Annotated in this window: 13 protein-coding genes and 1 tRNA gene; 4 read left to right on the top strand and 10 right to left on the bottom strand. The window is 43.2% G+C overall.

The window, feature by feature from the left end:
- Nucleotides 1-19: 19 nt before the first annotated feature.
- The 7 genes from AAEZ02_RS06170 to AAEZ02_RS06140 all read right to left on the bottom strand — a co-directional run bounded on the left by AAEZ02_RS06170 (nucleotide 20) and on the right by AAEZ02_RS06140 (nucleotide 9,994).
- A complete protein-coding gene (locus AAEZ02_RS06170; protein ID WP_124013077.1) occupies nucleotides 20-682 on the bottom strand; it encodes a response regulator transcription factor in 663 nt (220 codons plus the stop codon).
- A 158-nt stretch (nucleotides 683-840) separates the two neighbouring features.
- Nucleotides 841-2,640, bottom strand: a complete 1,800-nt coding sequence (locus AAEZ02_RS06165) for a DUF885 domain-containing protein (RefSeq protein ID WP_124013076.1) — start codon at nucleotides 2,638-2,640, stop codon at nucleotides 841-843.
- 295 nt (nucleotides 2,641-2,935) lie between these two features.
- Entirely contained in the window at nucleotides 2,936-4,255 is a 1,320-nt protein-coding gene (locus tag AAEZ02_RS06160) for a DEAD/DEAH box helicase (protein ID WP_124013075.1), read from the bottom strand.
- Nucleotides 4,256-4,454: 199 nt separating this feature from the next.
- Nucleotides 4,455-4,544: transfer RNA gene (locus AAEZ02_RS06155), tRNA-Ser, on the bottom strand.
- A gap of 258 nt (nucleotides 4,545-4,802) precedes the next feature.
- Nucleotides 4,803-5,426 (bottom strand): YchE family NAAT transporter, encoded by a 624-nt coding sequence (locus AAEZ02_RS06150; protein ID WP_283107320.1) that lies wholly within the window; start codon nucleotides 5,424-5,426, stop codon nucleotides 4,803-4,805.
- Nucleotides 5,427-6,159: 733 nt separating this feature from the next.
- Nucleotides 6,160-8,211, bottom strand: a complete 2,052-nt coding sequence (locus AAEZ02_RS06145; protein WP_124013074.1) for a dipeptidyl-peptidase 5 — start codon at nucleotides 8,209-8,211, stop codon at nucleotides 6,160-6,162.
- 211 nt (nucleotides 8,212-8,422) lie between these two features.
- Nucleotides 8,423-9,994 carry a fumarate hydratase gene (locus AAEZ02_RS06140; protein WP_372491424.1) on the bottom strand — a complete coding sequence of 524 codons (1,572 nt, stop codon included), beginning with the start codon at nucleotides 9,992-9,994 and terminating at the stop codon, nucleotides 8,423-8,425.
- A gap of 115 nt (nucleotides 9,995-10,109) precedes the next feature.
- On the opposite strand from AAEZ02_RS06140, the gene pabB reads away from it, so the two are divergent.
- The 4 genes from pabB (at nucleotide 10,110) to AAEZ02_RS06120 (ending at nucleotide 17,619) form a co-directional block, all read left to right on the top strand.
- The gene (gene pabB, locus AAEZ02_RS06135; RefSeq protein WP_124013073.1) at nucleotides 10,110-11,537 is read left to right on the top strand and encodes an aminodeoxychorismate synthase component I; all 1,428 of its coding nucleotides are present in this window, start codon (nucleotides 10,110-10,112) and stop codon (nucleotides 11,535-11,537) included.
- Nucleotides 11,538-12,273: 736 nt separating this feature from the next.
- Nucleotides 12,274-12,957: a glutathione S-transferase family protein gene (locus AAEZ02_RS06130; RefSeq protein ID WP_101031157.1), complete on the top strand. Its 684-nt coding sequence runs from the start codon at nucleotides 12,274-12,276 to the stop codon at nucleotides 12,955-12,957.
- Nucleotides 12,958-13,254: 297 nt separating this feature from the next.
- Nucleotides 13,255-14,976 (top strand): phospho-sugar mutase, encoded by a 1,722-nt coding sequence (locus AAEZ02_RS06125; RefSeq protein WP_124013072.1) that lies wholly within the window; start codon nucleotides 13,255-13,257, stop codon nucleotides 14,974-14,976.
- A 249-nt stretch (nucleotides 14,977-15,225) separates the two neighbouring features.
- Nucleotides 15,226-17,619, top strand: a complete 2,394-nt coding sequence (locus tag AAEZ02_RS06120; RefSeq protein ID WP_124013071.1) for a TonB-dependent receptor plug domain-containing protein — start codon at nucleotides 15,226-15,228, stop codon at nucleotides 17,617-17,619.
- Between the two features lie 384 nt (nucleotides 17,620-18,003).
- On the opposite strand, the gene AAEZ02_RS06115 is transcribed toward AAEZ02_RS06120, so the two are convergent.
- The 3 genes from AAEZ02_RS06115 to AAEZ02_RS06105 all read right to left on the bottom strand — a co-directional run bounded on the left by AAEZ02_RS06115 (nucleotide 18,004) and on the right by AAEZ02_RS06105 (nucleotide 23,654).
- On the bottom strand, nucleotides 18,004-19,707 hold the full coding sequence (locus AAEZ02_RS06115) for a glycogen synthase (protein WP_351122297.1): 1,704 nt from the start codon (nucleotides 19,705-19,707) through the stop codon (nucleotides 18,004-18,006).
- 15 nt (nucleotides 19,708-19,722) lie between these two features.
- Nucleotides 19,723-20,979 carry a glucose-1-phosphate adenylyltransferase gene (gene glgC, locus AAEZ02_RS06110; RefSeq protein ID WP_124013069.1) on the bottom strand — a complete coding sequence of 419 codons (1,257 nt, stop codon included), beginning with the start codon at nucleotides 20,977-20,979 and terminating at the stop codon, nucleotides 19,723-19,725.
- Between the two features lie 95 nt (nucleotides 20,980-21,074).
- Nucleotides 21,075-23,654 carry a glycogen/starch/alpha-glucan phosphorylase gene (locus AAEZ02_RS06105; RefSeq protein ID WP_124013068.1) on the bottom strand — a complete coding sequence of 860 codons (2,580 nt, stop codon included), beginning with the start codon at nucleotides 23,652-23,654 and terminating at the stop codon, nucleotides 21,075-21,077.
- Between the last annotated feature and the right edge of the window lie 216 nt (nucleotides 23,655-23,870).

Below are 23,870 nucleotides of genomic sequence, written 5' to 3'. Positions count from 1 at the left end.
CGGCAATTGGTGGGAACCTTTAAAAGTTAAGGCAGTACCCTTGACCGCGAACAGTATTAATCAGTTCACGGGGTAAATTCCGTTTGCCTAATTTGCGCCGTGTATTACTGATATGCATATCTACATTACGGTCAAATCGTCCTAGTTCCTTATGCAACACCCTTCGCTGTAATTCTGCTTTGCTGATGACATCACCTTGGCGCTCAAACAAATATTTGAACAGTCGGTATTCCGTTTGCGTTAACACTAACGACTTTTCAGCAAAATTAATGGTATAGCACGTATCATCAAAGCCAATATAATCATTAACAGGCTCATTAATCTGCGGGTGGGACCGTCGATGGAGCACATTGAGACGTAGTTGTAATTCGCGGATGTTAATCGGTTTAGCAAGGTAATCATCAGCGCCTAACTCAAACGCTTTAATACGCTCCAGTTCGCTGCTACTGTCTGCTAATGCAATAATGGGGGGTTGGGTTTGTCTTGCAACTAACAGCCAAAAGGAATTCATTTTGGGGACCGAAAAATCGACTAGTATGGCTTCAAGCTGAAGCGTCTCCATTTGGATCAATGCATCAAAGGCATTATTAACCCAGTAAACACTATAACCCTGTTCACTCAGTTGTCGACCTAGGTCACTTTTACCGCAAAGGGTATGTTCTATGAATAGAATATTGTGCATGCTTAACCACTTAATGATAACGATTATTATTAAGATTAGCATATCGATTTATTCTAAACCAGATTTAATCTGCCTTCTAATTCTTTTCATTAACAAAAAAGGCCTGAATCTTCAGGCCTTAAGACATTTATCACCATAATGAGCGAAACATCATTGCTCTATTTATCTGTCATCAACTGCTTAATGAATTTAACGGGTGCACTACCGTAACTTAAAAACTGTTCATGAAACTGCTTTAAATCAAAATCTTCACCTTGCTTCGCTTTACGTTGCTCACGGAAATCATAAATCTCTCGATAACCCGCGTAATAGCTCGTCAATTGCACTTGGCTTAAGGTGGCACGGCGCCATTTCCCTTCAGCTTCGGCACGTTGTTGGAAAGCTTCATTCTCAAGCAAGTCAAGCACCTCTTGCTCACCCATACCGTTGACTTGAATATTATAATCTAAAATAGTGTTACAAATAACCCGTAGATTCCACTTGTAATACATCAACCACATTTCAGGTTCAAAGTTTCCATAGCCCTCTTCCAGCATCATGCGTTCGGTATACACAGCCCATCCTTCAATCATGGCACCATTACCGAATAGGCTTTTCACTAAACTAGGAGACTGATTTGAAAACACCAGTTGGGTGTAATGTCCTGGGATCGCTTCATGGATATTGAGTACTTGAAGGATCCAATGATTATATTCGCGTAAATAGCTTTCTGCAGACTCATCGCTCATATCATCAAGGGGTGACACATTGTAATACGTATTACCGCCTTGATCATAAGGTCCAGGCGCACTGATGGAAGCACCAGCAAAGCCGCGCATATATTCAGGCGTTTCACGGACAATTAACGGCTTGTTTGGGTCGAGTGTCACCAGTTGTTTATCATTCACAAATTGAATAAGTTGTGGAATTTGCTTACGAACTTCGGCAACAAAGTTTTCACGCTTAACATGTTTGCTGGATAACACATCAATTAACTGACGAATGGCTTGTCTCTCATCGGCAGGTTTAGGGGTATCGATGTACTTTGACCAAATGGTATCGGTGATTATCGCCATTTCTTGTTGAACATGATTTTTATCAGCCACGGCTTTGTTGTACAACTGTTTCGCTGTCATTCCAGACTGAATGTCGAAAGCAAATTTTTCTTCGTATAAGGTTTCACCAATGCGGAAATCTCGGGCGCCATTTTCTGCTAATTTAGCTTCAAGTGCTGTTAACCACTCAATATGTTGTTTAATGGCTACGATTGCCGCATCAAAACGTTGGCTAAATAAGGCTTTTTGATCTGTGCTTAAACCCGAATCAGCGACCTGCAGAACTAACGCGTCTGACAATACCGAAAATGCCCCTTGGTTTTGCATAATCGCTAATTGGGTATGTTCAAGTGTTGGGTCGTTAATATTGTTTCGTGCAGCGTCATAATAGGCTGGAACATTTTCAAGACGGGCAATCACAGAGATTAGGCGCTCATCTAACGGCGCAAAATCCTCATTGATGATTTGCGCAAACCCACCTGCAACATTGTAATTAGACGGATCCCACTGCCAACCTTTAAATCGAATAATGTCCCACTGCATCGACTCCATTAAATTGGTCAGTAACCTATAATCGATTAACTCATTAGCTGATAATGATTGTGGGTCAAATTGAGCCAATGCCGTTTGCTGGTGTTTAACGAAAGCCAAGGTTTTATCGCGGCCAGCTTTATTAGGGATCTCTAAGTAGCCGTCGTTAACATGCTTACCTCTGTATAGCGCCCATGTAGGTGATAATACCCACAACTCATCGATAAACTGTTGTGAATATTGATTAAAGGTTAACTTTTCCGCAACGGTTGTTGTGCTCGCCTCAGCAGTAACCGCATTGGGTGTAGCACTTTGTTGAGTTTGGCTATCAGTACAGCCAATCAGTCCGGCTAAGGCGAAAGAAACCACCAAAGGAAGTAAGGCTTTGTTCATTTTTTATCCTTAAATTGTTATTATTTTAAGTGCGTATGGGCAAGTAAATTTTATCCTATTACGATGTGAAATAGTTAATCATGTCCATCACTTTTTTGCATCAACTTGACATCTTTTGTGACATATAATCTAGCGCATTTACCCAAAAAGTGCAGACTAAAAAGCGGAATTCGTCACATGGCAGTGTCCACAACAAACTAAAAAGGTCTCAAGCATGCACCCAAAAAAGCGGAATATACATTCCGCTTTAATCAAAAATCAAATAATAACTGAGTTAACCTATCACCAGATCAACTTACACATTCCATGGATTGGATTTGTTACCTTTAGGCGTTATCGGTGCTTTAGCGGTTTTAGTCTTTCTTAAGTCCGATGAAGCCGTTTTCGACTTGCCTAAACTGAGTGTGGGTCTGTCGGTATCTGATGTCGATTTATGTTGACGACTCTTTGGCACAAAATTCAATACCGAAATAGGAATGGGTTTAGAGGGTGCAAAGCCGGCTATTTCTTTACGTTCAATTAAATGACCTAACCGACTTTCAATCATGCACAGGTTTTTAAAATCATCATTAGACACAAAGGAAATCGCTTCACCCGCTGCCCCCGCACGACCGGTACGACCAATACGATGAATATAATCGTCTGCTGGATAAGGTAAGTCATAATTAACTACACGCGATAAATCATCAATATCAATACCACGCGCCGCAATGCCGGTAGCCACAAGGTATTTAATTTTACCGGTTTTAAAATCGGCTAAAATTTGCTCCCGGACGGGTTGGCTTCGACCACCGTGAATACATTCAGCGCTAATATCACGCTTTTCAAGTTGGCTGACCAATTTAGCCGCACCTTGCTTAGTTTCAATAAATATCAGCGCTTGGTTCCACGCTTCGGTGTTAATTAAATGGCTCAATAAAGCTGACTTTTTGTCTTTATCAACGGTGGTCAGCCATTGTTCAATTTTAGGCGCTGAATCACGATCGGCAATCACCGAAATTTCTACCGGACGCTTAATCGCCGTTTTAGCTAGTGCACGGACTTGGTTTGATAAGGTAGCGGAAAATAATAAACTCTGGCGTTCAGAAGGTAGTTTATCAATGACTTTATTAATGTCTTCAATGAAACCCATGTCGAGCATTCTGTCGGCTTCATCCAGTACCAACACTTCTACTTCATCAAAGTGCACTGCTCGTTGTGTATATAAGTCGAGCAAACGCCCAGGTGTTGCCACCAAAATATCCACGCCATCTATTAATGCTTGTTTTTGCGGCTTTTCATCAACACCACCGTAAATGGCAAATGATGTTAATGGTAAATTCTTAGCGTACTGCACAATATTGGCTTGTATTTGCACAGCGAGTTCACGGGTTGGGGTTAAAATTAACGCCCGAATACGTTTTTTACGCTGCATTTCACTGTCGGCTAAGCGCTCTAATATTGGCAACACAAAACTTGCGGTTTTACCGGTACCCGTTTGCGCAGCGGCAAGTAGGTTTTTACCGGTTAAAATAACCGGAATAGTTTGTTGTTGAATAGGTGTTGGTTGACTGTATCCCACTTCATGTAGGGCATTGACAATCGCGTCGCGTAATCCAAGTGTCGAAAAAGGCATGAAAGTGGGTCTCAGTAGTAGAACAAGAATAAAGCATTATAGAGGCTGCGCCTAACAAGCGCTAACACCTAGTGATATAAAGATAGGCTAGATAAAGGCATGGCAGACAACGATGAAATGAGGCGCCATTATGGATATCTGCATATTAGCTCAAAACACAAATGAAAAAAGACGTCCGAAGACGTCTTTTTTCATAATATGGCGGTGAGCGAGAGATTCGAACTCTCGTTAGGGATAAACCTAAACACACTTTCCAGGCGTGCGCCTTCAGCCACTCAGCCAGCTCACCAATTTTTGACTGACTTTTAACCACACCATAAAAGATCAGGTAAAAGCCAGTTATTAATTTTTTTCGTGTTGAGTGCGTATAGCCTGCACTCTACAACATAAACACACTTGTTTGCACGTTTGGGTTCAATTCGTATTGAACAACAATACCCGCTGTGTTGCTAATCGAGGCGTACTTTACGCAAATGCTGATAGCGGGTCAAGCTAAAAAACCCCACTATCAAGTGTTTGCACAAATGCTCAGCAAATTATGTCTTATCTACCCCACTAAGGTAGGGAAAAGTCCTTTAACGCCAGCCGCGATGACTTCAATGCCTAAAGAGAGCATTAGCAGGCCCATTAGACGGGTAATGACGTTAATTCCGGTTTTGCCCAGTAATTTAAACAGTACTGGCGCCATGCGAAATAAACCCCAGCTTAAAATCCCTAAGGTAATAATGGTGCAAAACATGCCAACGAAGTTCATCGTATTGTTGTGCTCTGCCGCAAACACAATCACCGCACTAATGGCACCGGGTCCGGCCATTAGTGGCAAGGCTAATGGCACGACAGCAACAGACTCCATGCCCGAAGACTCACGGTCTTCTTCTTGGTTGCGTTTCACTTCACTGATCTTACCTTGCAACATCGACATCGCAATAATACAAATCAAGCTACCACCTGCAATACGAAATGCAGACAATGAAATACTGAACATACTAAGAATATGCTGACCCGCTATCATAGTGATTAATAAAATCACTACCACTGCAAAGTTGGCAACCCGATTAGTATGTCGGCGCTCAACTTCAGTTTGATGGCTGGTTAAGCTAACAAATACAGGCAATAACCCAACAGGGTTAATGATGGCTAACAGTCCTAAAAAGAACTTAATATAAAGCATAAAATCCACTAACTACACCCTCTTGTTATTACCTGATTTAAAGCTCGGTTATGAGGGCGCTAATGTAGCTGAAACCCAGAGGTTTCCCAAATGAAATTTTTTATCATTAAAGACGTGTTTTCCTATACAAAAACTAATGTGAATATTAGCACCTTCATTTTACCCCGGTCCTTCTAATTAACGACCTCAATGGCCAAACCGTCATTTTATTCCATAATAACGCGCAATTTTACCGCAAAGCGATTACTTAATCCGCTTTAATCAATTATAAATAGCATTAAATGTGCTTAACACACATAAAAACCAAATGTTAAAAGGCCTCTTTTGATGAAAAATACTAACATCAAGCTGATAATACATCTCAATAAAGACCCCAATAATTTAAGCCAAAATCATTGCCGGCCTCATCATCATTATTATCGCCGATATTGTTGCCATTATCGTTACCAACAATAACATCCATATTGGCATCTATCTCGTTGTCAACATCACTGCCGACTCAATCATCAAAACCGGCTTAAATCTGCTCATTAATATCATCAATTAAGTAAAAATCATCGCGTGGGTTATGACTCAAGATGCAATTGATTAGGTGAGAGACAAAAAAAGAGATGTTGCCAATGGCAACATCTCTTTTTTTAACCGAACTCTTTATTGGATCAAGGTGGAGACGTTTATCACAAGGCGAGCCTTAGCTCATCAATAGAAAAACGATCCTGAACGCTTGGGTGAACTATTTGGCTGTCCAACGATCCATCCAACCGAGAACATTCTTGTACCATAGCTGTAAGTTATCTTGATTTAAGATCCAATGGTTTTCATCTGGGAAAACCAATAACTCAGATGGAATGCCTTTGCGTTGCATAAAGGTGAACGCAGCAAGACCTTGACCATAAGGTACACGGTAGTCTTTTTCGCCGTGGATGACTAACATCGGCGTTTTCCAGTTTTCAACATAATTCACTGGGTTAAATTTTTCATATAATGCTTTGTTTTGATCGTACGGACCACCAAATTCATATTCAGGGAACCATAACTCTTCAGTGACATAGTACATAGAACGCATATCAAACAAACCAGCATGATCAACTAAACACTTGAAGCCATCATTCCATTTCCCCTGGAACCAGTTCATCATATAACCACCGTAAGAGCCACCTAACGCACAAGCATTGTTAGCATCTAGCCAAGGTTGCTGCGCCGATACGGCTGCCATGCCCTTTTTAAGATCTTCAAGGGGTTTGCCGCCCCAATCTTTACCAATGGAGTCAGTGAACGCTTGACCGTATCCAGTAGAGCCATGGAAGTCGACCATAACCACACCATAACCCGCACCAGCCCATAATTGTGCATTCCAGCGGCTGCTGAAACTGTTACCAAATGATCCTTGTGGGCCACCATGTACCAGGTAAGCAATCGGGTATTGTTTACCTTCTTCATAGTTAACCGGTTTTATCCAGTAACCGTGAACGGTTTCATCGTTCCAACCTTTAAAGTTGAACTGTTGATAATCGCCAAATTTAATCTGCGCCAGTTTGTCTTTGTTGACATGGGTCAGCTGAGTAAGATGCTCGCCTTCCAGTGTCACACTGTATAAATCAGCGGGTTCAACCAAAGATGACTTTTGAAAGAATAACTTGTCATTTACCGCCGCAACCAAGCTATTGCTGCCTTGATTATAAATCGGACGCACATCACCAAACTGAGTGTTAACCTCAAAAATAGTCACTTGACCAACATCTTGAGCTGTTACGTAAAGTGTACGACCGTCAGCGCTGAAATTGAGTGAACTCGCACTACGATCCCACAATGGTGCCACTTCTTTTTCTTGGCCAGTCACATTGTCACGTAACATAATCCGGTTACGATCGGCTTCATAGCCTGGTATGGTCATGGCCAAATAGGCAAGATAACGGCCATCAGCAGAAAACGTTGGCTGGGCATCCCATGCCTTATTGTCTGCTGTTAAATTAACAGTTTCACCGCCGGCAACAGGTACTTGCCATAAATCGTAGTTAGTCGTCCAAGCTTGGTCTTTGCTCGGCGCTTTAGCACTGTAAACAACATATTTGCCGTCTGCAGTGAAAGTGACTTCTTCCATACCTGAAAAGGGCTTAGGTGGCGTTTCAGTATCGCGCCCTTCAGTCACATTAGTGGCTGTGGTAATTTTATTGCCATCAAGTGCGGCGACAAATAAATGATTACGTGCATGGTCTTCCCACGTGTCCCAATGACGCACCATTAGCTGCTTGTATAAACGGCCAGAGGTTTTGCTTTCAGCTTCGGCGGTAAATTTGTCTTTTGAGCATGTTAAGTCTTTACACTCTGGGAATACCCGCAGGGTCATAACAACTTGCTTGCCATCGTTTGACAATTTATAACCGTTAATGTCTAACGGTAACTCAGTAACAGGCATCGCTTCACCGCCATTAAGGGCCAGTTGATACAATTGACTGGTTCCAGTGCGACTGGCGAGGAAATAAATTGATTTTCCATCAGGCGAAAAACTCACATCGTGCTCAGTTCCAGCTGCTGATGTGAGTTGTTTTGGCGTGGCCTTTTTATCGCTTAAATCGAGTAGGTATAGGTCTGAATTGCCCTCGCCTTTATCGTCGACCACTTTTACGCCGTACACCATGGTCTTACCATCATTTGATACCGCCGCTGAGTGCAGCTTATTTAAATTAACCAGTTGCTGAACATTAAAGGCTGCGGGCTCAGCCGCATAAACTGATGTTGCCATGCCTGCCGCAACCAGTGCGAATAATACAGAAGACTTTTTCATTATTATCTTGTCTCAGTTGTTTAAATAAAACATGAGTTCGCGTTGAGTCAGCTACTAACCAAATTTCGCGTAATCATAAGATGTGTATAGCAGATTAACCAAAGCAAAACGCTCAGGCAACAGACCTTTTGTAAAGAGCTGTAAACCCGAGCGTTTGATCACATTGACACACTGACTAATAACATCAGCATCAACATACACTCAGTGTTGCTTATGGCTTATTATGTTGCTTTGCGTTAGCAATATTAATTTTCCAAATCGCCGGTCCGGTTTCATGCGCATTGACACCATTGGTATCAACGGCCACCGTCACCGGCATGTCTTGTACGTCAAACTCGTAAATGGCTTCCATACCAAGATCTTCAAATGCGACCACTCGAGATTTCTTAATTGCTTTAGATACAAGATAAGCTGCGCCGCCAACGGCCATTAAGTACACGGCTTTGTGTTTCTTAATTGAAGCAACGGTTTCAGGACCACGCTCAGACTTGCCAATCATGCCCATTAGGCCTGTTTGGTCTAACATCATGTCGGTGAACTTATCCATACGGGTTGCCGTAGTTGGGCCTGCTGGGCCAACAACTTCATCGCCGACAGGATCAACCGGACCGACGTAATAAATAAACTTACCGGTAAAATCGACACCTTCTGGTAAGCCTTCACCAGAATCAAGTAACAGTTGAATACGTTTATGGGCGGCATCACGACCAGTAAGCATTTTACCGTTTAATAATAAGGTATCACCGCTGTTCCATGTTTCAATTTCTGCCTGGGTAACCGTGTCTAAGTTGACCCGGTGAGTGTTCTGACCCGCTTCACGCGTAATTTCAGGCCAATCAGACAATGATGGAGGCACTAAATCAACCGGGCCGGTGCCGTCTAAATGGAAATGAACATGGCGGGTTGCAGCGCAATTGGGGATCATCACCACAGGTTTAGAGGCTGCATGAGTCGGTGATGATTTGATTTTAACATCAAGTACTGTGGTTAACCCGCCTAAACCTTGCGCGCCTATGCCTAAATTATTTGCTCGTTCAAAAATATCTAAACGCAGTTTTTCTTCTGTGGTTACCGCGCCTCGTTCCATTAATTCATGAATATCAACGGGATCCATTAAAGATTCTTTAGCCATAACCGCCGCTTTTTCAGCGGTGCCACCAATACCTATGCCCAACATGCCAGGAGGACACCAACCAGCACCCATAGTGGGTAAGGTTTTTTCTACCCATGCGGCAATGTCATCAGACGGATTAAGCATGGCCATTTTTGATTTATTTTCAGACCCCCCGCCCTTAGCGGCTATCATCACTTCAACTTGATTACCGGCGACCATATCGATATGCACAACAGACGGGGTATTATCTTTGGTATTTTTACGCGCGCCAGCAGGATCTGACACTATTGATGCACGTAAAGGATTATCTGGATTAGAGTAAGCACGACGGACACCTTCATCGACCATCTCTTGTACTGTCATGTCGGTTTTATCCCACTGAACCGACATACCAATTTTAACAAAGCTAGTGACAATTCCCGTGTCTTGACACAAAGGGCGTTTACCTTCGGCAGACATACGCGAGTTAATCAGAATTTGAGCAATCGCATCCTTAGCTGCGGTGCTTTCTTCACGCTCATACGCCTTGTTCATCGCATCAACGAAGTCTTTGGGATGGTAATAAGAAATATATTGTAATGAATCTGCAATACTTTCAATAAAGTCAGCTTGTTTAATAACAATAGTCTGACTAGACATTGTAGAATGAGATGTTGTATTCGTCGACATATGGTGTGCTCCAGCAGCCATTGCGGCCTAACATGTTTATTATTTTTATTTAAGACCAATATGATACTCTTTTCATCCTTTACGGGCTAGATCACATTTTAGATAAGGGCTATCGATGTCTGCGCGGGCAAGAAACGCACTCTTTATGAAAAAACTGGCTTGGGAAATAGACACTAAGCAGCTATTTTCACTCTTTCGCGACCAGCCATGGGCGATAATACTCGACTCAGCCAACGCTGCGCACCAAGATGCACAAGTCGATATTATTGGGTTTAATCCTATCGCGACCTTAACCAGCAATGACGGTATATGTCAATTTACCGCCAAACATCCAGCAATCAACGCGCTCAATATTGATATCGATCATGATACTAGCCCTTTTGATACCTTAGCACAGCTGCATGCTCGTCTATATCCATCCGCTCAAGCCAGTCAGCATACTTTTAGTGTGGGTGCCATGGGCGCTTTTGGTTATGATCTTGGCCGTAGTATTGAAAAATTGCCCTATATTGCGACTAAAGATATTCACCTTAATGATATGAATATTGGCTTTTATGACTTCGTCCTCATTTATGATTATGCCGATAAGTCTTGGTATGCCTACCATTATGATGGCTTAGACGCACTTGAGTATGAGTTGAATTTAATTCAATCAAAAATACAAGCTGACCTCGAAGAGGCGATTAATCCACATCATTTTCATTTGACAACGCCGTGGGTTAACCAACTTACCAGTACACAATATCAACATAAGTTTTCTCGAATTCAGCAGTATTTACTCAGTGGTGATTGCTATCAAATCAATTTAACCCAACGATTTGAGGCTCAATATCACGGTGATGAATGGCAAGCCTATTGCGCTCTATCCCGAGCTAATCAAGCGCCTTTTTCAGCATTTATGCGCCTTGAACATCATTGCATACTGTCTATTTCGCCGGAGCGTTTTATCAAACTTAACGGCCAGCATATTGAAACTAAACCGATAAAAGGCACCTTTCCTCGCCATCATGATCCGCTTTTGGACCAACAAGCGGCTCAAGCGTTACTATCGTCTGAAAAAGATCGCGCTGAAAACGTGATGATTGTCGATCTATTGCGAAATGATATCGGTAAAGTGGCCGCGCCAGGCTCGGTTAAGGTGCCAAAATTATTTGCCATTGAAAGCTTTCCAGCGGTGCACCATTTGGTGAGCACGGTGACGGCCACACTTGCAAAGCATAAAACTGCGTTTGATTTGCTTCAAGCCGCCTTCCCTGGTGGCTCAATTACTGGTGCCCCAAAAATACGCGCTATGGAAATCATTGAAGAACTAGAGCCATCAAGACGAAACCTATATTGCGGTAGCATCGGCTATATCAGTCAAAACGGTAATATGGATACCAGTATTACCATCCGCACATTAGTTACCGAAAACAACCGACTTTATTGTTGGGCCGGTGGTGGCATTGTTGCCGATTCAAATGGCGATGCCGAGTATCAAGAAAGTTTTGATAAAGTCAGTAAAATATTGCCTTTACTGACCAGTCTGAACCAATTTAAGTGATCTCAGCTCAAGTTAAGCGATGGGGTAAGTAAGTTAATATCAGATTATTTAACACAAATTTGCCATTTATTTGCTAACAAAGATGTTTTCACCTGTTAATAGCGAGTCTATGGCAAGTCAATACAAGGTCGTAGGCAAGACAAAAGGTTGTTTGATAACCTTTGTATAATTCCCTATTGAGGTTAAGTACAAGTTGAGGTTAAGTATTAATTAAATAGAGCAAACTCATTTTACTGCTAATCTGCAACGATATTAGCAATAGCGATAATTCAATTAGCGAAATAAACGTTACTCAGTGGTGCGCACTAGCAATGACTTGGGCGGATGAAACCGAGTTACAGCCTTACCAACGAGCGCACAACATAAACATAGTATCAACCTATGTTGACCAACATAAACACTGTGATGACGGGTATCTGCACTTGTAAGTTTAATAATCAACAACACCGATACCCAGTACGCCAGCACTTATAACAACGGGTGAATAACAGATGTTTACCCCAAAGTGGATAATGTTCTCGACCAATCCGGTATTAGTGTACGCCTGTGGATTTATCTAATACTGACAGCCGAGCCTAACTTATACCTAGCTTAAGCTGTTGAATAACTTCCATCTTGAGGCGGACTTAATTTGATTGCATAGTACATGAGTGAATATTTGATTGAACCCTTAAAAATTATTGAGCATTCGTTCAATTTCTGTTTAAATAAGCTTCTTACTGAATAAGGAGTTCATATGATTAAATTTTACTTTCACCCTGGCCCTAACCCAATAAAAATTGCTCTGTTCCTCGAAGAAACAGGACTTGAGTTTGAACTCGTGCCTGTGGATACCTTAAAAGGTGAGCAACACTCTGAGCAATATCGCGCCATAAACCCCAACAGCAAAACCCCAGCCATTGAAGACAATGGCGTAAGAGTGTTCGATTCGAATGCAATACTGTTATACCTTGCCGATAAAACAGGTCTATTAGCTGGATCGCCTGAAAACCGTGGTGAGCTGCTGTCTTGGTTAATGTTTATTGCCACAGGTTTAGGGCCTTATTCTGGCCAATGTGTCCATTTTACCCATCATGCTCCTGAAAAAATTGATTACGCAGCAAACCGTTATAGACGTGAAACGCAACGTCATTACGAGGTACTCGATGCACATCTTAACAACCGTGACTTTATCGTTGCTGATGAATTAAGCATTGCCGATATTGCTGCCTGGGGCTGGGTTGATCGTATTGATTTTGTATTAGGTGAAGATGCACTGGCTAGTTACCCTAATGTTCAACGCTGGTTTAACCTTATCAACAGCCGCCCTGCGATAGCGCGTGCCAGAAATATGGGCAAGGATATTGAGTTCAAAACTGAATTCGATGAACAAGCCAAACGCTCATTCTTCCCCCAGAACTATGCTGTTGATGCGAAATAGGCTTGCATAACCTAAGATTAAAACATGGCTTGTGGATTACCGCTTGTGTTCACACGCCTTGTTTTGTTAGTAACACTCATCATTGATCTATAATCTATGTTGTCAGCCCGCGATCAGGTCGATGGTATTGTGCTACAACGCTCTGTTTACAAAAGCATAATACTCACTAGGCATGTAGACTAAGCGTATAAGTCATGAATACAACTTGTTATTTTTATCCATTTAGCGACGAAATCACTTGTCCTTGCAGCAGTATTTTCCTACTGTTATTGCAAATGATTATCAATGAGGTTACTCATGAACACCCATCTTCAACATCAAATCAACCAATGGCTTAACAACGATCCCGATCCTCACACTCGCTCACAACTGCAAACGCTGATTGATGCGGGCAATGAAACTGAGCTAACGGCACGCTTCGCCGGCCGTTTAGCCTTTGGCACTGCCGGGCTTCGCGGTGAAGTCGGTGTTGGCCCAATGGCCATGAATCGCTTGGTTATTCGCCAAACCACGGCGGGTCTTGGCGCTTATTTACTCGAGCAGATAAGTAATGCCGCCGAGCGCGGTGTGGTGATAGGTTACGACGGTCGCCATGATTCGTTAACGTTTGCCCATGATGCGGCCAGTGTATTAACGGCCATGGGCATCAAAGTGCGCTTAACCCATAAGGTTGCCGCCACGCCTTTAGTTGCCTTTGGGGTAAAGCATTTTAATGCTGCAGCAGGCATTGTCGTAACAGCCAGCCATAACCCGCCACAGTACAATGGCTATAAAGTCTATTGGGAAAATGGCGCGCAGATTATTCCACCCCATGATACAGGGATTGCCGCCCAAATTACCCGCGCAGCAACCCAAGCGATCCCGTTTTTAGCGCTAGCGGATGCCATCAAACAACAAACACTTACTTGGTTGCAAGACAATTTCTACCAGGCTTATCGCCAAGGGATTTTTGATGCCAAAGAGCTGCAACATCGAAATGGCCAAGATAAAGTCAGTTTGGCTTACACCGCAATGCACGGTGTCGGTGCCGACATGGCTGAAGCCGTGTTAAACGATGCCGGGTTTACCCAAGTGTATTCGGTAGCGGCTCAACGTGAACCTGATGGTGATTTCCCTACGGTCAATTTCCCTAATCCAGAAGAAAAAGGCGCCATGGATTTAGTGATTGCCGAAGCGAAGAAACACAATGCGGTGCTCGCTTGCGCTAATGACCCAGATGCCGATCGCTTTGCTGTCGCCGTTCGCACTGAGCCTGGCCAATACCAAATGCTGACGGGCGATCAAGTCGGTGTGCTCTTTGGCCATTATTTACTCAACCATGCACCTAAAAATCAACAACTCACCGGCACCACTATTGTGTCATCAAGTCTGTTGTCTAAAATCGCCGTTGAATTTGGCACCCAAAGCTATACCACGCTGACAGGCTTTAAATGGCTGATGAACGTCGGTATTGCCATGCACCAAGCTGACAAGCAGTTTTTATTCGCTTATGAAGAGGCGCTCGGCTACACCATAGGTAATTTAGTCTGGGATAAAGACGGCTTATCGGCTTTAGTTGCCTTCGCACAGCTAACGGCTGAGCTAGCCATCAATGGCCAAACCATCTGGGACAAACTAGAACAGATTTATCGCCAACACGGATTTCACCTTAATGCACAAGTCAGTATTGCACTTAAGGCGGATACACCCAATATTGGCGCGTATTTGCGTGAGCACCCACCGATAAACATTGGTGAATATTCAGTGGTATCGACCGATGATTTAAAAAGTCTTCAGCGTACTAGTGCCGACGGCAGCCAACAAACCATTGATTTACCCAGCAGCGATGTATTGATTTATGCCTTAGAAGGAGGAGCACGAGTGATTGTTCGGCCATCTGGCACTGAACCAAAAATTAAATGTTATTACGAAGTGGTGGAAACAATGACACCAACAGACACTTGGGCGTCAGCAAAAGATCGTGCTGAAAAAGCCATGAGTGCCTTTATAAAAACCCATCAAGCTAGTTTGCCAAGTTAACTGACTCATTAGACTATTAAGCTCAATTAACAACTCGTTTGTTATACGCCTGTTACTATAGACAGGCGTTTGTTTTTGTTTGTGGTGAATTGTAAACATGATGAATCTATTAAACAATTTTACTAGACCAGAGTGTCATGAGATATGACTGATTGGACTAACTCCCCCTATGTTAAAGCCATCTAAACGTCTGCGAAAATGTTCTATAATGTTACAAAAATTTATTATAACGTTATGACAGGATTGCTAATGTACAAAAGTCTCGTTTCTTTGGCCATTGTTGCCAGTATTTCAACTCCAGCAGCCATCGCTGCAGAGGAAAGTCAAAACCTAGAGCGCATTCAGGTGATTGGCTCTCGGATCGCATTACGCACAGCAACTGACAGTGCAACACCCGTCGATATCATTACCTCAGAACAACTCGAAGCCACTGGTATTACTGAAACCGCTAAGGCATTACAGTTTGCGGCGCCAAGTTATAGCTTTCCGTTTTCGTCCATTACCGATGGCAGTGATGCGGTTCGCCCAGCAAGCTTACGCGGCATGTCACCCGATCACACCTTAGTCTTGGTTAACGGCAAACGTCGCCATGGTTCTGCATTGGTTCACTTAGGCGGTACGTTAGGTAAAGGTGCATCAAACGTTGACTTAAATGCCATTCCGATGACCTCGATTAAGCGAATTGAAATTTTACGTGATGGTGCTTCTGCGCTTTATGGTTCAGATGCCATTGCTGGCGTGATTAATGTGGTCCTTAAAGACAGCGCCGAGGGTGGCAGTATTGCCGCCCACGTTGGCCAAACCTATGAAGGTGATGGTGAGCAAGTTCGATTAGGGATTAACCAAGGGTTTAGTTTCAGTGATGACGGCTTTGTGAACGTCTCTTTAGAAGCGCATCAGAAAAATTCAACTAACCGTGCTGGTCTCGATCCACGGCAGCAATACCCTACTCTAGCGGATGGCAGTCCAGATCCACGTGAAGCGACATTCGATCGAAAAAATCATCACGTCGGCGACAGTGACGTTGATAACTACGGCTTGTTTTTTAATGCGCAACAAGGATTGGATACCCAAGGTAAGCTTTATGCCTTTGGCGGGATCACTAAGCGCAGTTCGACTTCAGGCGCTTTTTATCGTCGCGCGCTTGATTCACGTAACGTAACCGAAGTCTATCCAGACGGATTTTTACCGCAAATTAGTCCAGAGATTATCGATTATTCTTTAGTGACCGGTTATGAGTTTGAACTGGGTCAATGGGAAATCGATACTTCTGCAGGTTATGGCAGTAACAGCTTTGAATACAATGTTGAAAACACCATTAATGCTTCGCTTGGCCCTGATAGCCCAACAAGCTTTGATGCTGGCACCCTGTCGACCAGTGAGTTGAACCTCAATCTAGATGCCTCCAACTATTACGACTTTGTCAATGACTCTGACTTATTAGTGGCCATGGGCGTCACATGGCGCGAAAGTGGTTACCAAATTGAAGCTGGCCAAGAAGAATCCTATATTCAAGGTGATTACCAAGATAAGTCTGGCGGCAGTCAGGGATTTGGTGGCTTTACCAAAGAGTCGGAAGTTGACGAGAGTCGCACCAATCTCGGTCTGTATATTGAACTTGAAAACCAACTCAGTGATTATTTTTATTGGGCTGCAGCGGTTCGCTATGAAGATTATGCCGATTTTGGTAGCAACACCAGTTGGAAATTATCCGGTCGTTATGAGTTAACCGATAATCTGGCGTTACGTTTAACCACTGACACCGGTTTCCGCGCACCCAGTGTGCAACAGCTTTATTTTACCAATGTATCAACCTTCTTTGATCCAGATCCGATCACTGGCGAGTTTGTCCCAAGAGAGTCAGGCACCTTTAACCAGTTATCGCCGGTAAAAGCTGAGCTGGGCATTCCCGATCTTAAAGCAGAAATATCACATTCCTACAGTGCCGGTATTGTTTACACCAGCGAGAATGGTTTTGTTGTGACCTTGGATGCTTATCAAATCAATGTCGATGACCGGATTATTTTATCTGGCGATATCGACAAAGAAAGTTCAGCGGTAATTGCCTCTATCCTTGAGGGCACCAATGCGGACTCCGCGCGATTTTTTATGAATGCTGTCGACACTCAAACCCAAGGCGTTGACTTAGTTGTCACTCAAGGTATTAATCTTGGCGAATATGGCGATTTGAAAGCAAACCTTGCTTACTCTTATAAAGAAACTGAAATTGAGTCGATTAGGTTACCGTCAATCCTCAATGGCTTAGAAGATCAGTTATTTGATCGTATTGAAGTCATTCGCATGACGGAAGCGAATCCAAAAAATACCGCTAATATCGGCTTTACTCATCATTATGATGACTTCAGCACCAATTTACGTTTCAGCTATTTCAGTGACTATACTGTGGGTTATTCATCCAGTGAAGTGCAATATGATGCCAGATGGACTACCGATCTGAGCACGCGTTATCAAGCAACGGATAATCTGGCTGTCACCTTAGGGGCCCAAAATCTGTTTGATACTTATCCAGAAAAACGTCCTGAAGACAATAACTTTAACGGGATATTTGTATACCCGCTCACCAATACCCCATTTGGGTTTAATGGTGGTTATTATTACTTAGATCTACGCTACACCTACTAGACTCATAGTCAGTAACATCGGACTGTATCTCTAAAGGCAACAACGGTATTAAAATAGTCATGATGACTTAGCGCAAAGATTATCGACATAAAGCGTTCAGTCATTCATAACCTGAAGTTGCCGATGAAATACAAAAAAGCCAATCGAGTTTGATTGGCTTTTTTCATGGCTTAATGTTGCTGTTTTTACTATCGATAGAAATAACATGAGTACCAATAACAGCGACCATCATAGTGCTAACAATAACGCTCAACATAACGCTAATAATAGTTCCTAATAATAGGGTCAATAATAATGCTAACCGATAGCATTAAAGATGATAATGCTATTAGCTCGCAGGTATAACATTACCCAGTTCGTTAGCCTAGATGGTGACTAATCATTTCAATTAGTCACATATAATTTTTCAATATACTCCTTGGCGACCTCATCCCAGGTAAATCGTTGTTTGGCGGCATTGTGCTTCACCTGTTGCCAAGTATCGCTACCCAATAATTGGACCACTTGGTTAAATCGTTCAACCAAGGCCTGACCCTGTGAGGCCAACGTTTCGCCATTAAACACCCAACCACTGACATTATCTTCAACCGTATCGTAAAGCCCACCCACACCATGAACTAAACAAGGTTGTCCTACCCGCATTGCGAGCATTTGACTGATCCCGCAAGGTTCAAATGAACTGGGCATTAAAAATAAACTGCCACATTGATAAAGCTGTTCTGCTAACGCTTCATCATAACCATGTAAAAACAGAAAGTTATCATAACGCGCGGCAGTTGCTTGCATCATTTTAGCGATATGCAAATCGCCGCTGCCTATCATCAGGAAGACACCATCCGGTTGCAGCTTTTTAAGCGATAGCAATATCGCGTCCAACACCGTTTTTGCTGAGGAAAGACCTTGAGGATCGCTAAATGGCTGCAATAAAATCAACACTTTTTGTTCCGTTAACCGGCCGACAGAGGTCAGTAAAAACCGCTCTGTCTCATCCTTAATCTGAGCCGGTTTTAGCGCCAATGAGTCGCTCAACAGCGCATGTTTATACTGACCAATACGCGCTAATGCCATTGCGTCGATAACACTGAGGTTAATGGCTTTCGCTTGCCATTGAATAACGGTATTTTCAGCTTGGAGCAATAAATCTTTATAGCTGGCTTTATGTGCATCAAAGGCAGAAATGGCCTCATCATAGACGCAGCCATTAATAATCCCGACTAAATTGCCTTGCTGATCTTTAGTCGCTAGATCATTTTCCAATCCTTCGCCACCGAAAAAACCTTTGTGATGATCTGAAGGCTTTAACACCTCTTGCGCATAAGTGGGAGACACTAAATGCACTTTATCGCTCAGCACAATACCCATTCGCATCGGATTAATACAATTGCTGTAGCGAGGATCGAATAAGCTTTCTTTGGCAATAGGGTCTAATTTGTCAATGTATTGTGGAAACCAATGGCCAAACGACGACTCATCACCACTAAAGGGGCGGATCCCTTGTAAAGCCAAATTGTGGATGGTAAACACGCAAGCCAAAGATTTCAATCCAGCAAAATCAACCACGCAACCTCGAAGCATTGCCACCATAGCGCTGTGCCAGTCGTGCAGATGTAATACATCCATGCGCGGCAATATTTCCCGCACTAAACTGGTGGCGACACAGAGGGAAAACAGGGCAAATTTGGTCGCATCTTCGGCAAAAGGTCTGTCGACCGAACCGTTACAGTATACTTGGCCTTGATGATTAAACAGCGGATGATCAAATAGATAAATTTGCGCTATTGAGTCGTCAAACTTATCTTGGTCCACAGTCACTATGGCGTCTTTGTGTTGCGGTCTTGGCAACCGATACACGGTAACGGAATGACGTTCACCGGCAAAATCAACCTCAATATCAGCCAAATATGCAGCACAATATTGTTGGGCTAAAAAGCCGTAATTAGGCATAGCAACATCGGCTATCACGCTGCATTGTGCTAACGCTGGCGGTAAATCGCGGATAACATCCGCCATGCCACCAACCTTGGCGCCGTGCAGTGCATCATTTTCTGCTGCCACGAGCAGTACTCGTTTTATACTCACTGAACTCATTAACGATCCTTATTCTTAACCAACAGGTAAACCCAACATTTTACGTGTCACTAAGGTAATACCTTTTTCTGATACCCTAAAGCCCCTCGCTCGGTCATGATCGTGATTATATCCAATCACCATGCCTTCAGGGATAATACAACCTCTATCAAGAATGGCATTTTGGATTTTACAATGCTTTAATACCACCACATCGGGCAATAGCACAGAGTCTTTCACAAACGAATAAGAACATACACGCACTTCGTTAAATAACACACAGCGTTTCACTTTCGCGCCCGAGATAATACAGCCACCAGCGACGATAGAATCTACCGCCATACCGCGCCTATCTTTATCATCAAATACAAATTTAGCCGGAGGAAGTTGCTCCTGATAAGTCCAAATAGGCCATTTAGCATCATACAAATTCAATGGCGGTGTCGGTGCCAATAATTCCATATTCGCTTGAAAAAATGAATCTAAGGTTCCTACATCGCGCCAATAAGCTGGCTCATCAGGGACGGCACTGGAAAAAGGGAACGCAAACACATTGTGTTTTTCAATGATCGCCGGGATAATATCTTTACCAAAATCACGGTCTGATTTTTCGTTGTTGGCATCTTTTTTCAATTGGTCGAACAAAAACTGAGTATTAAACACATAATTGCCCATCGAGGCTAAACACTTTTCCGGATCATTGTGCGTCGGTTTCGGATGAGCCGGCTTTTCTTCAAACCCAATTACCCTATTCGTGCTATCGACCTCCATCACCCCAAAAGCACCAGCGGCTTCAGCTATCGGGGTTTCTAAACAACACACCGTCATATCGGCACCTGATTCAACATGGGCGGCTAACAAGCCTGCATAATCCATGCGGTATATGTGATCGCCCGATAGGATCATCACGTACTTAGGCTTTTCATGACGAATAATGTCGATATTTTGAAATACAGCATCTGCAGTACCCTGATACCAGTTCCCTGATGTTCGCTGTGATGCCGGTAAAATTTCAACCGACTCCCCGAGCTCCTTTTTAAAATGACCCCAGCCACGAGTCACATGTCGAATTAATGAATGTGACTTATATTGTGTCACCACTCCTACTCTACGTATTCCTGAGTTGATACAGTTCGATAGTGGGAAATCGATAATGCGATAATTACCGCCAAAATATAACGCCGGTTTAGCGCGCCGGTCGGTTAATTCATGCAACCGTGAACCTCGCCCCCCCGCCAAGATAAGCGCATAGGTATCACGAGTTAAATTACTAATATAACGAACATTACTCATAAGTAGACTCCATTTGGTTATCAAACATAGCCATCAACAAATACTAACTGATCAACGACCTACCTTGTTTTCGGCATTACACCGCCATCCTTGTATTACTTTTTCATCCAGATTTCATCGCGGTAGCCCGCTATTGTGTTGTCGCTTGAGAAACGTCCGCTAGCAGCGGTATTTCGGATACTGATTTTTTGCCAACTATCTTGATCAAGATAGGTCTTTGCCACCTGCTCTTGTGCCAAGCAATAGCTGTCAAAATCAGCGGCGGTCATCCATTGATCATTGGAGTCAAGAACCGAGGCAATAATGTCATCGAAAATACCGGGTTCGACCAAATTAAAATGACCACTTTTTAGCATGCTCATCACTCGGTTAAGGGCTTTTGAATGTTCGATAATATGTTGAGGTTGATAATCAATTCGAGCTTGTGTCACTTGCTTAGCATCTAAGCCGAATAGGAAGAAATTCTCATAGCCGACTTCTTCGAGCATCTCAATATTGGCGCCATCTAACGTGCCAATAGTTAAGGCGCCATTCATCATAAACTTCATGTTGCCAGTGCCTGAGGCTTCTTTACCCGCAGTCGATATTTGCTCAGATAAATCGGTACCCGGACATATTTTTTCCATGGCACTAACATTGTAGTTGGGTAAGAAAGCCATCCGTAACAATGGCGACACCAGAGGATCGGAGTTAACCATATGGGCAACATTATTGGCCAACTTAATGATTTGTTTTGCCATGGCATAACCTGGCGCCGCCTTACCACCAATCAACACACAACGAGGCACCATATCTTGTGTGTCCCCATTGAGGATACGGCGGTATAAATGGATAACATGTAAAATATTCAGTAGCTGGCGTTTGTACTCATGGATACGCTTAACTTGCACATCAAACATCATCAGTGGGTCAAATTCGACACCGCATTGTTGTTTAACGAATGCCGTTAATGCTTGTTTATTTTCGAACTTTATTTGCGCCCACTCTTTAACAAACGCCTTATCACTGGTAAAAGCATTAAGTGCCGTCAGACGAGATAAATCGTTGATCCATTCATCGCCTAAACGACGGCAAATTAATGAGGATAATTTAGGATTACAATACGCAAGCCAACGCCTAGGAGTAACACCATTGGTTTTGTTATTAAATTTATGAGGCCACAATTGGTAAAAATCCTTAAACAGCCCCTCTTTGAGTAATTGTGTATGCAAACCCGCCACCCCATTAACCGAAAAACAGGCGACAATCGCTAAATAGGCCATACGAATATGCTGCTCTGGGCCTTCTTCAATAATCGACATATTGGCCAGCTTTTGAATATCTCCCGGCCAATGGTGGGCGACTTGTTCTAAATAGCGCGCATTAATTTCGAAGATTATTTCAACAATCCGTGGCAACATATTTTTCATCATTGGCACTGACCAACGCTCTAATGCTTCGGGCAGTAAAGTATGATTAGTATACGCCATCGATTGGCTGGTGATAGCCCATGCTGCGTCCCAACTCAAGCCATATTGATCAAGCAAAAGCCGCATTAACTCAGGGACCGCAATGCTCGGGTGAGTATCGTTAAGCTGTAACACGTTATGCTCATTAAACTGGCTGAAATCCTCACCAAATTGACTAACGTAACGAGCCAGTAAATCTTGCAAACTGGCTGACGATAAAAAGTATTGTTGCCTCAACCGTAATTCTTTGCCATTAACACTCGCATCATTGGGGTACAACACCATAGTAATTTGTTCAGCCAAATTTTTGGTCGCTACCGCTTCGGCGTAATCGCCTTCGTTAAACTCATCTAAGTCAAACTCATCATTGGCTTCGGCTTTCCATAATCTCAACGTGTTAATTCGACCATTTTTAAACCCTGGGATCGGCATGTCATAAGGGACGGCTAATACATTTTGGGTCTCGGCCCAAACATGGTGTCGATGTCCCCGCTTATCAAGATAGGTTTCGGTATGACCAAAAAACGGCACGCTAACGATACGGTTGGCGATCCGAACTTCCCATGGATTACCATGACGTAACCAACGATCTGGACGTTCAACTTGATAGCCGTCGACAATTTTTTGCGCAAACATACCGTATTGGTAACGAATACCATAACCGGTCACCGGTAAGTCTAAACTGGCACAGCTGTCTAAAAAGCAAGCTGCTAGTCGTCCAAGTCCGCCATTGCCTAATCCTGCATCTTGCTCAACTTGTTCAAGATCTTCTAAGTTGGTGGCATAATCGGACAGTACTTGCTGTGCATCAGCGGTAATGTCTAAACTCAATAATGCATTACCTAAGGCTCGACCCATCAAAAACTCAAGCGATAAGTAAGCCACTTGTTTTTGTTGATATTGATTGTCTTTTATCCGCGTTTGACGCCAGCTATCGAGCATTTGCTCTTTAACGCTGTGCGCCACGGCATTAAAGAGTTCATGTTTTTCATGCTCATCTCGGCATAACCCATAGCGAATATGTCTGGCTAACGATGCCGATAAACTGTCGCAAGGTTCACAAGGCTCGGCGTGTGAGCTGGCCGTTATGTCAGCGGCGTTAGATAATTTAGTAGATAAGGTCTCAGCGTCAGCTTTGGCCTTACTGCTGGCCTTGCTGTTGGCTTTGCTTCTACTCGCACCGGCAGACGCTTTATTAACACTGGCACTATCTTTCGCTGTAGTCATCAATTGCTCCTGGAAAATTCAAATTCAGTATGAAATAACATTAAACTGCGACTCATTAAGCTAACGTGCTGTCTGGCATCAACCACAGGCTCACTGTCTTTCGCTGTAGTCATCAATTGCTCCTGGGGAATTCAAATTTAGTATGAAATAACATTAAACTGCGACTCATTAAGCTAACGTGCTGTCTGGCATCAACCACAGGCTCACTGTCTTTCG

The organism is Shewanella sp. T24-MNA-CIBAN-0130 (genome assembly GCF_040310185.1).
GTDB classification, from domain to species: domain Bacteria; phylum Pseudomonadota; class Gammaproteobacteria; order Enterobacterales; family Shewanellaceae; genus Shewanella; species Shewanella psychromarinicola.
Note: the sequence above shows the minus strand (reverse complement) of the source record. Positions and strands in the feature narration are given on the sequence as shown.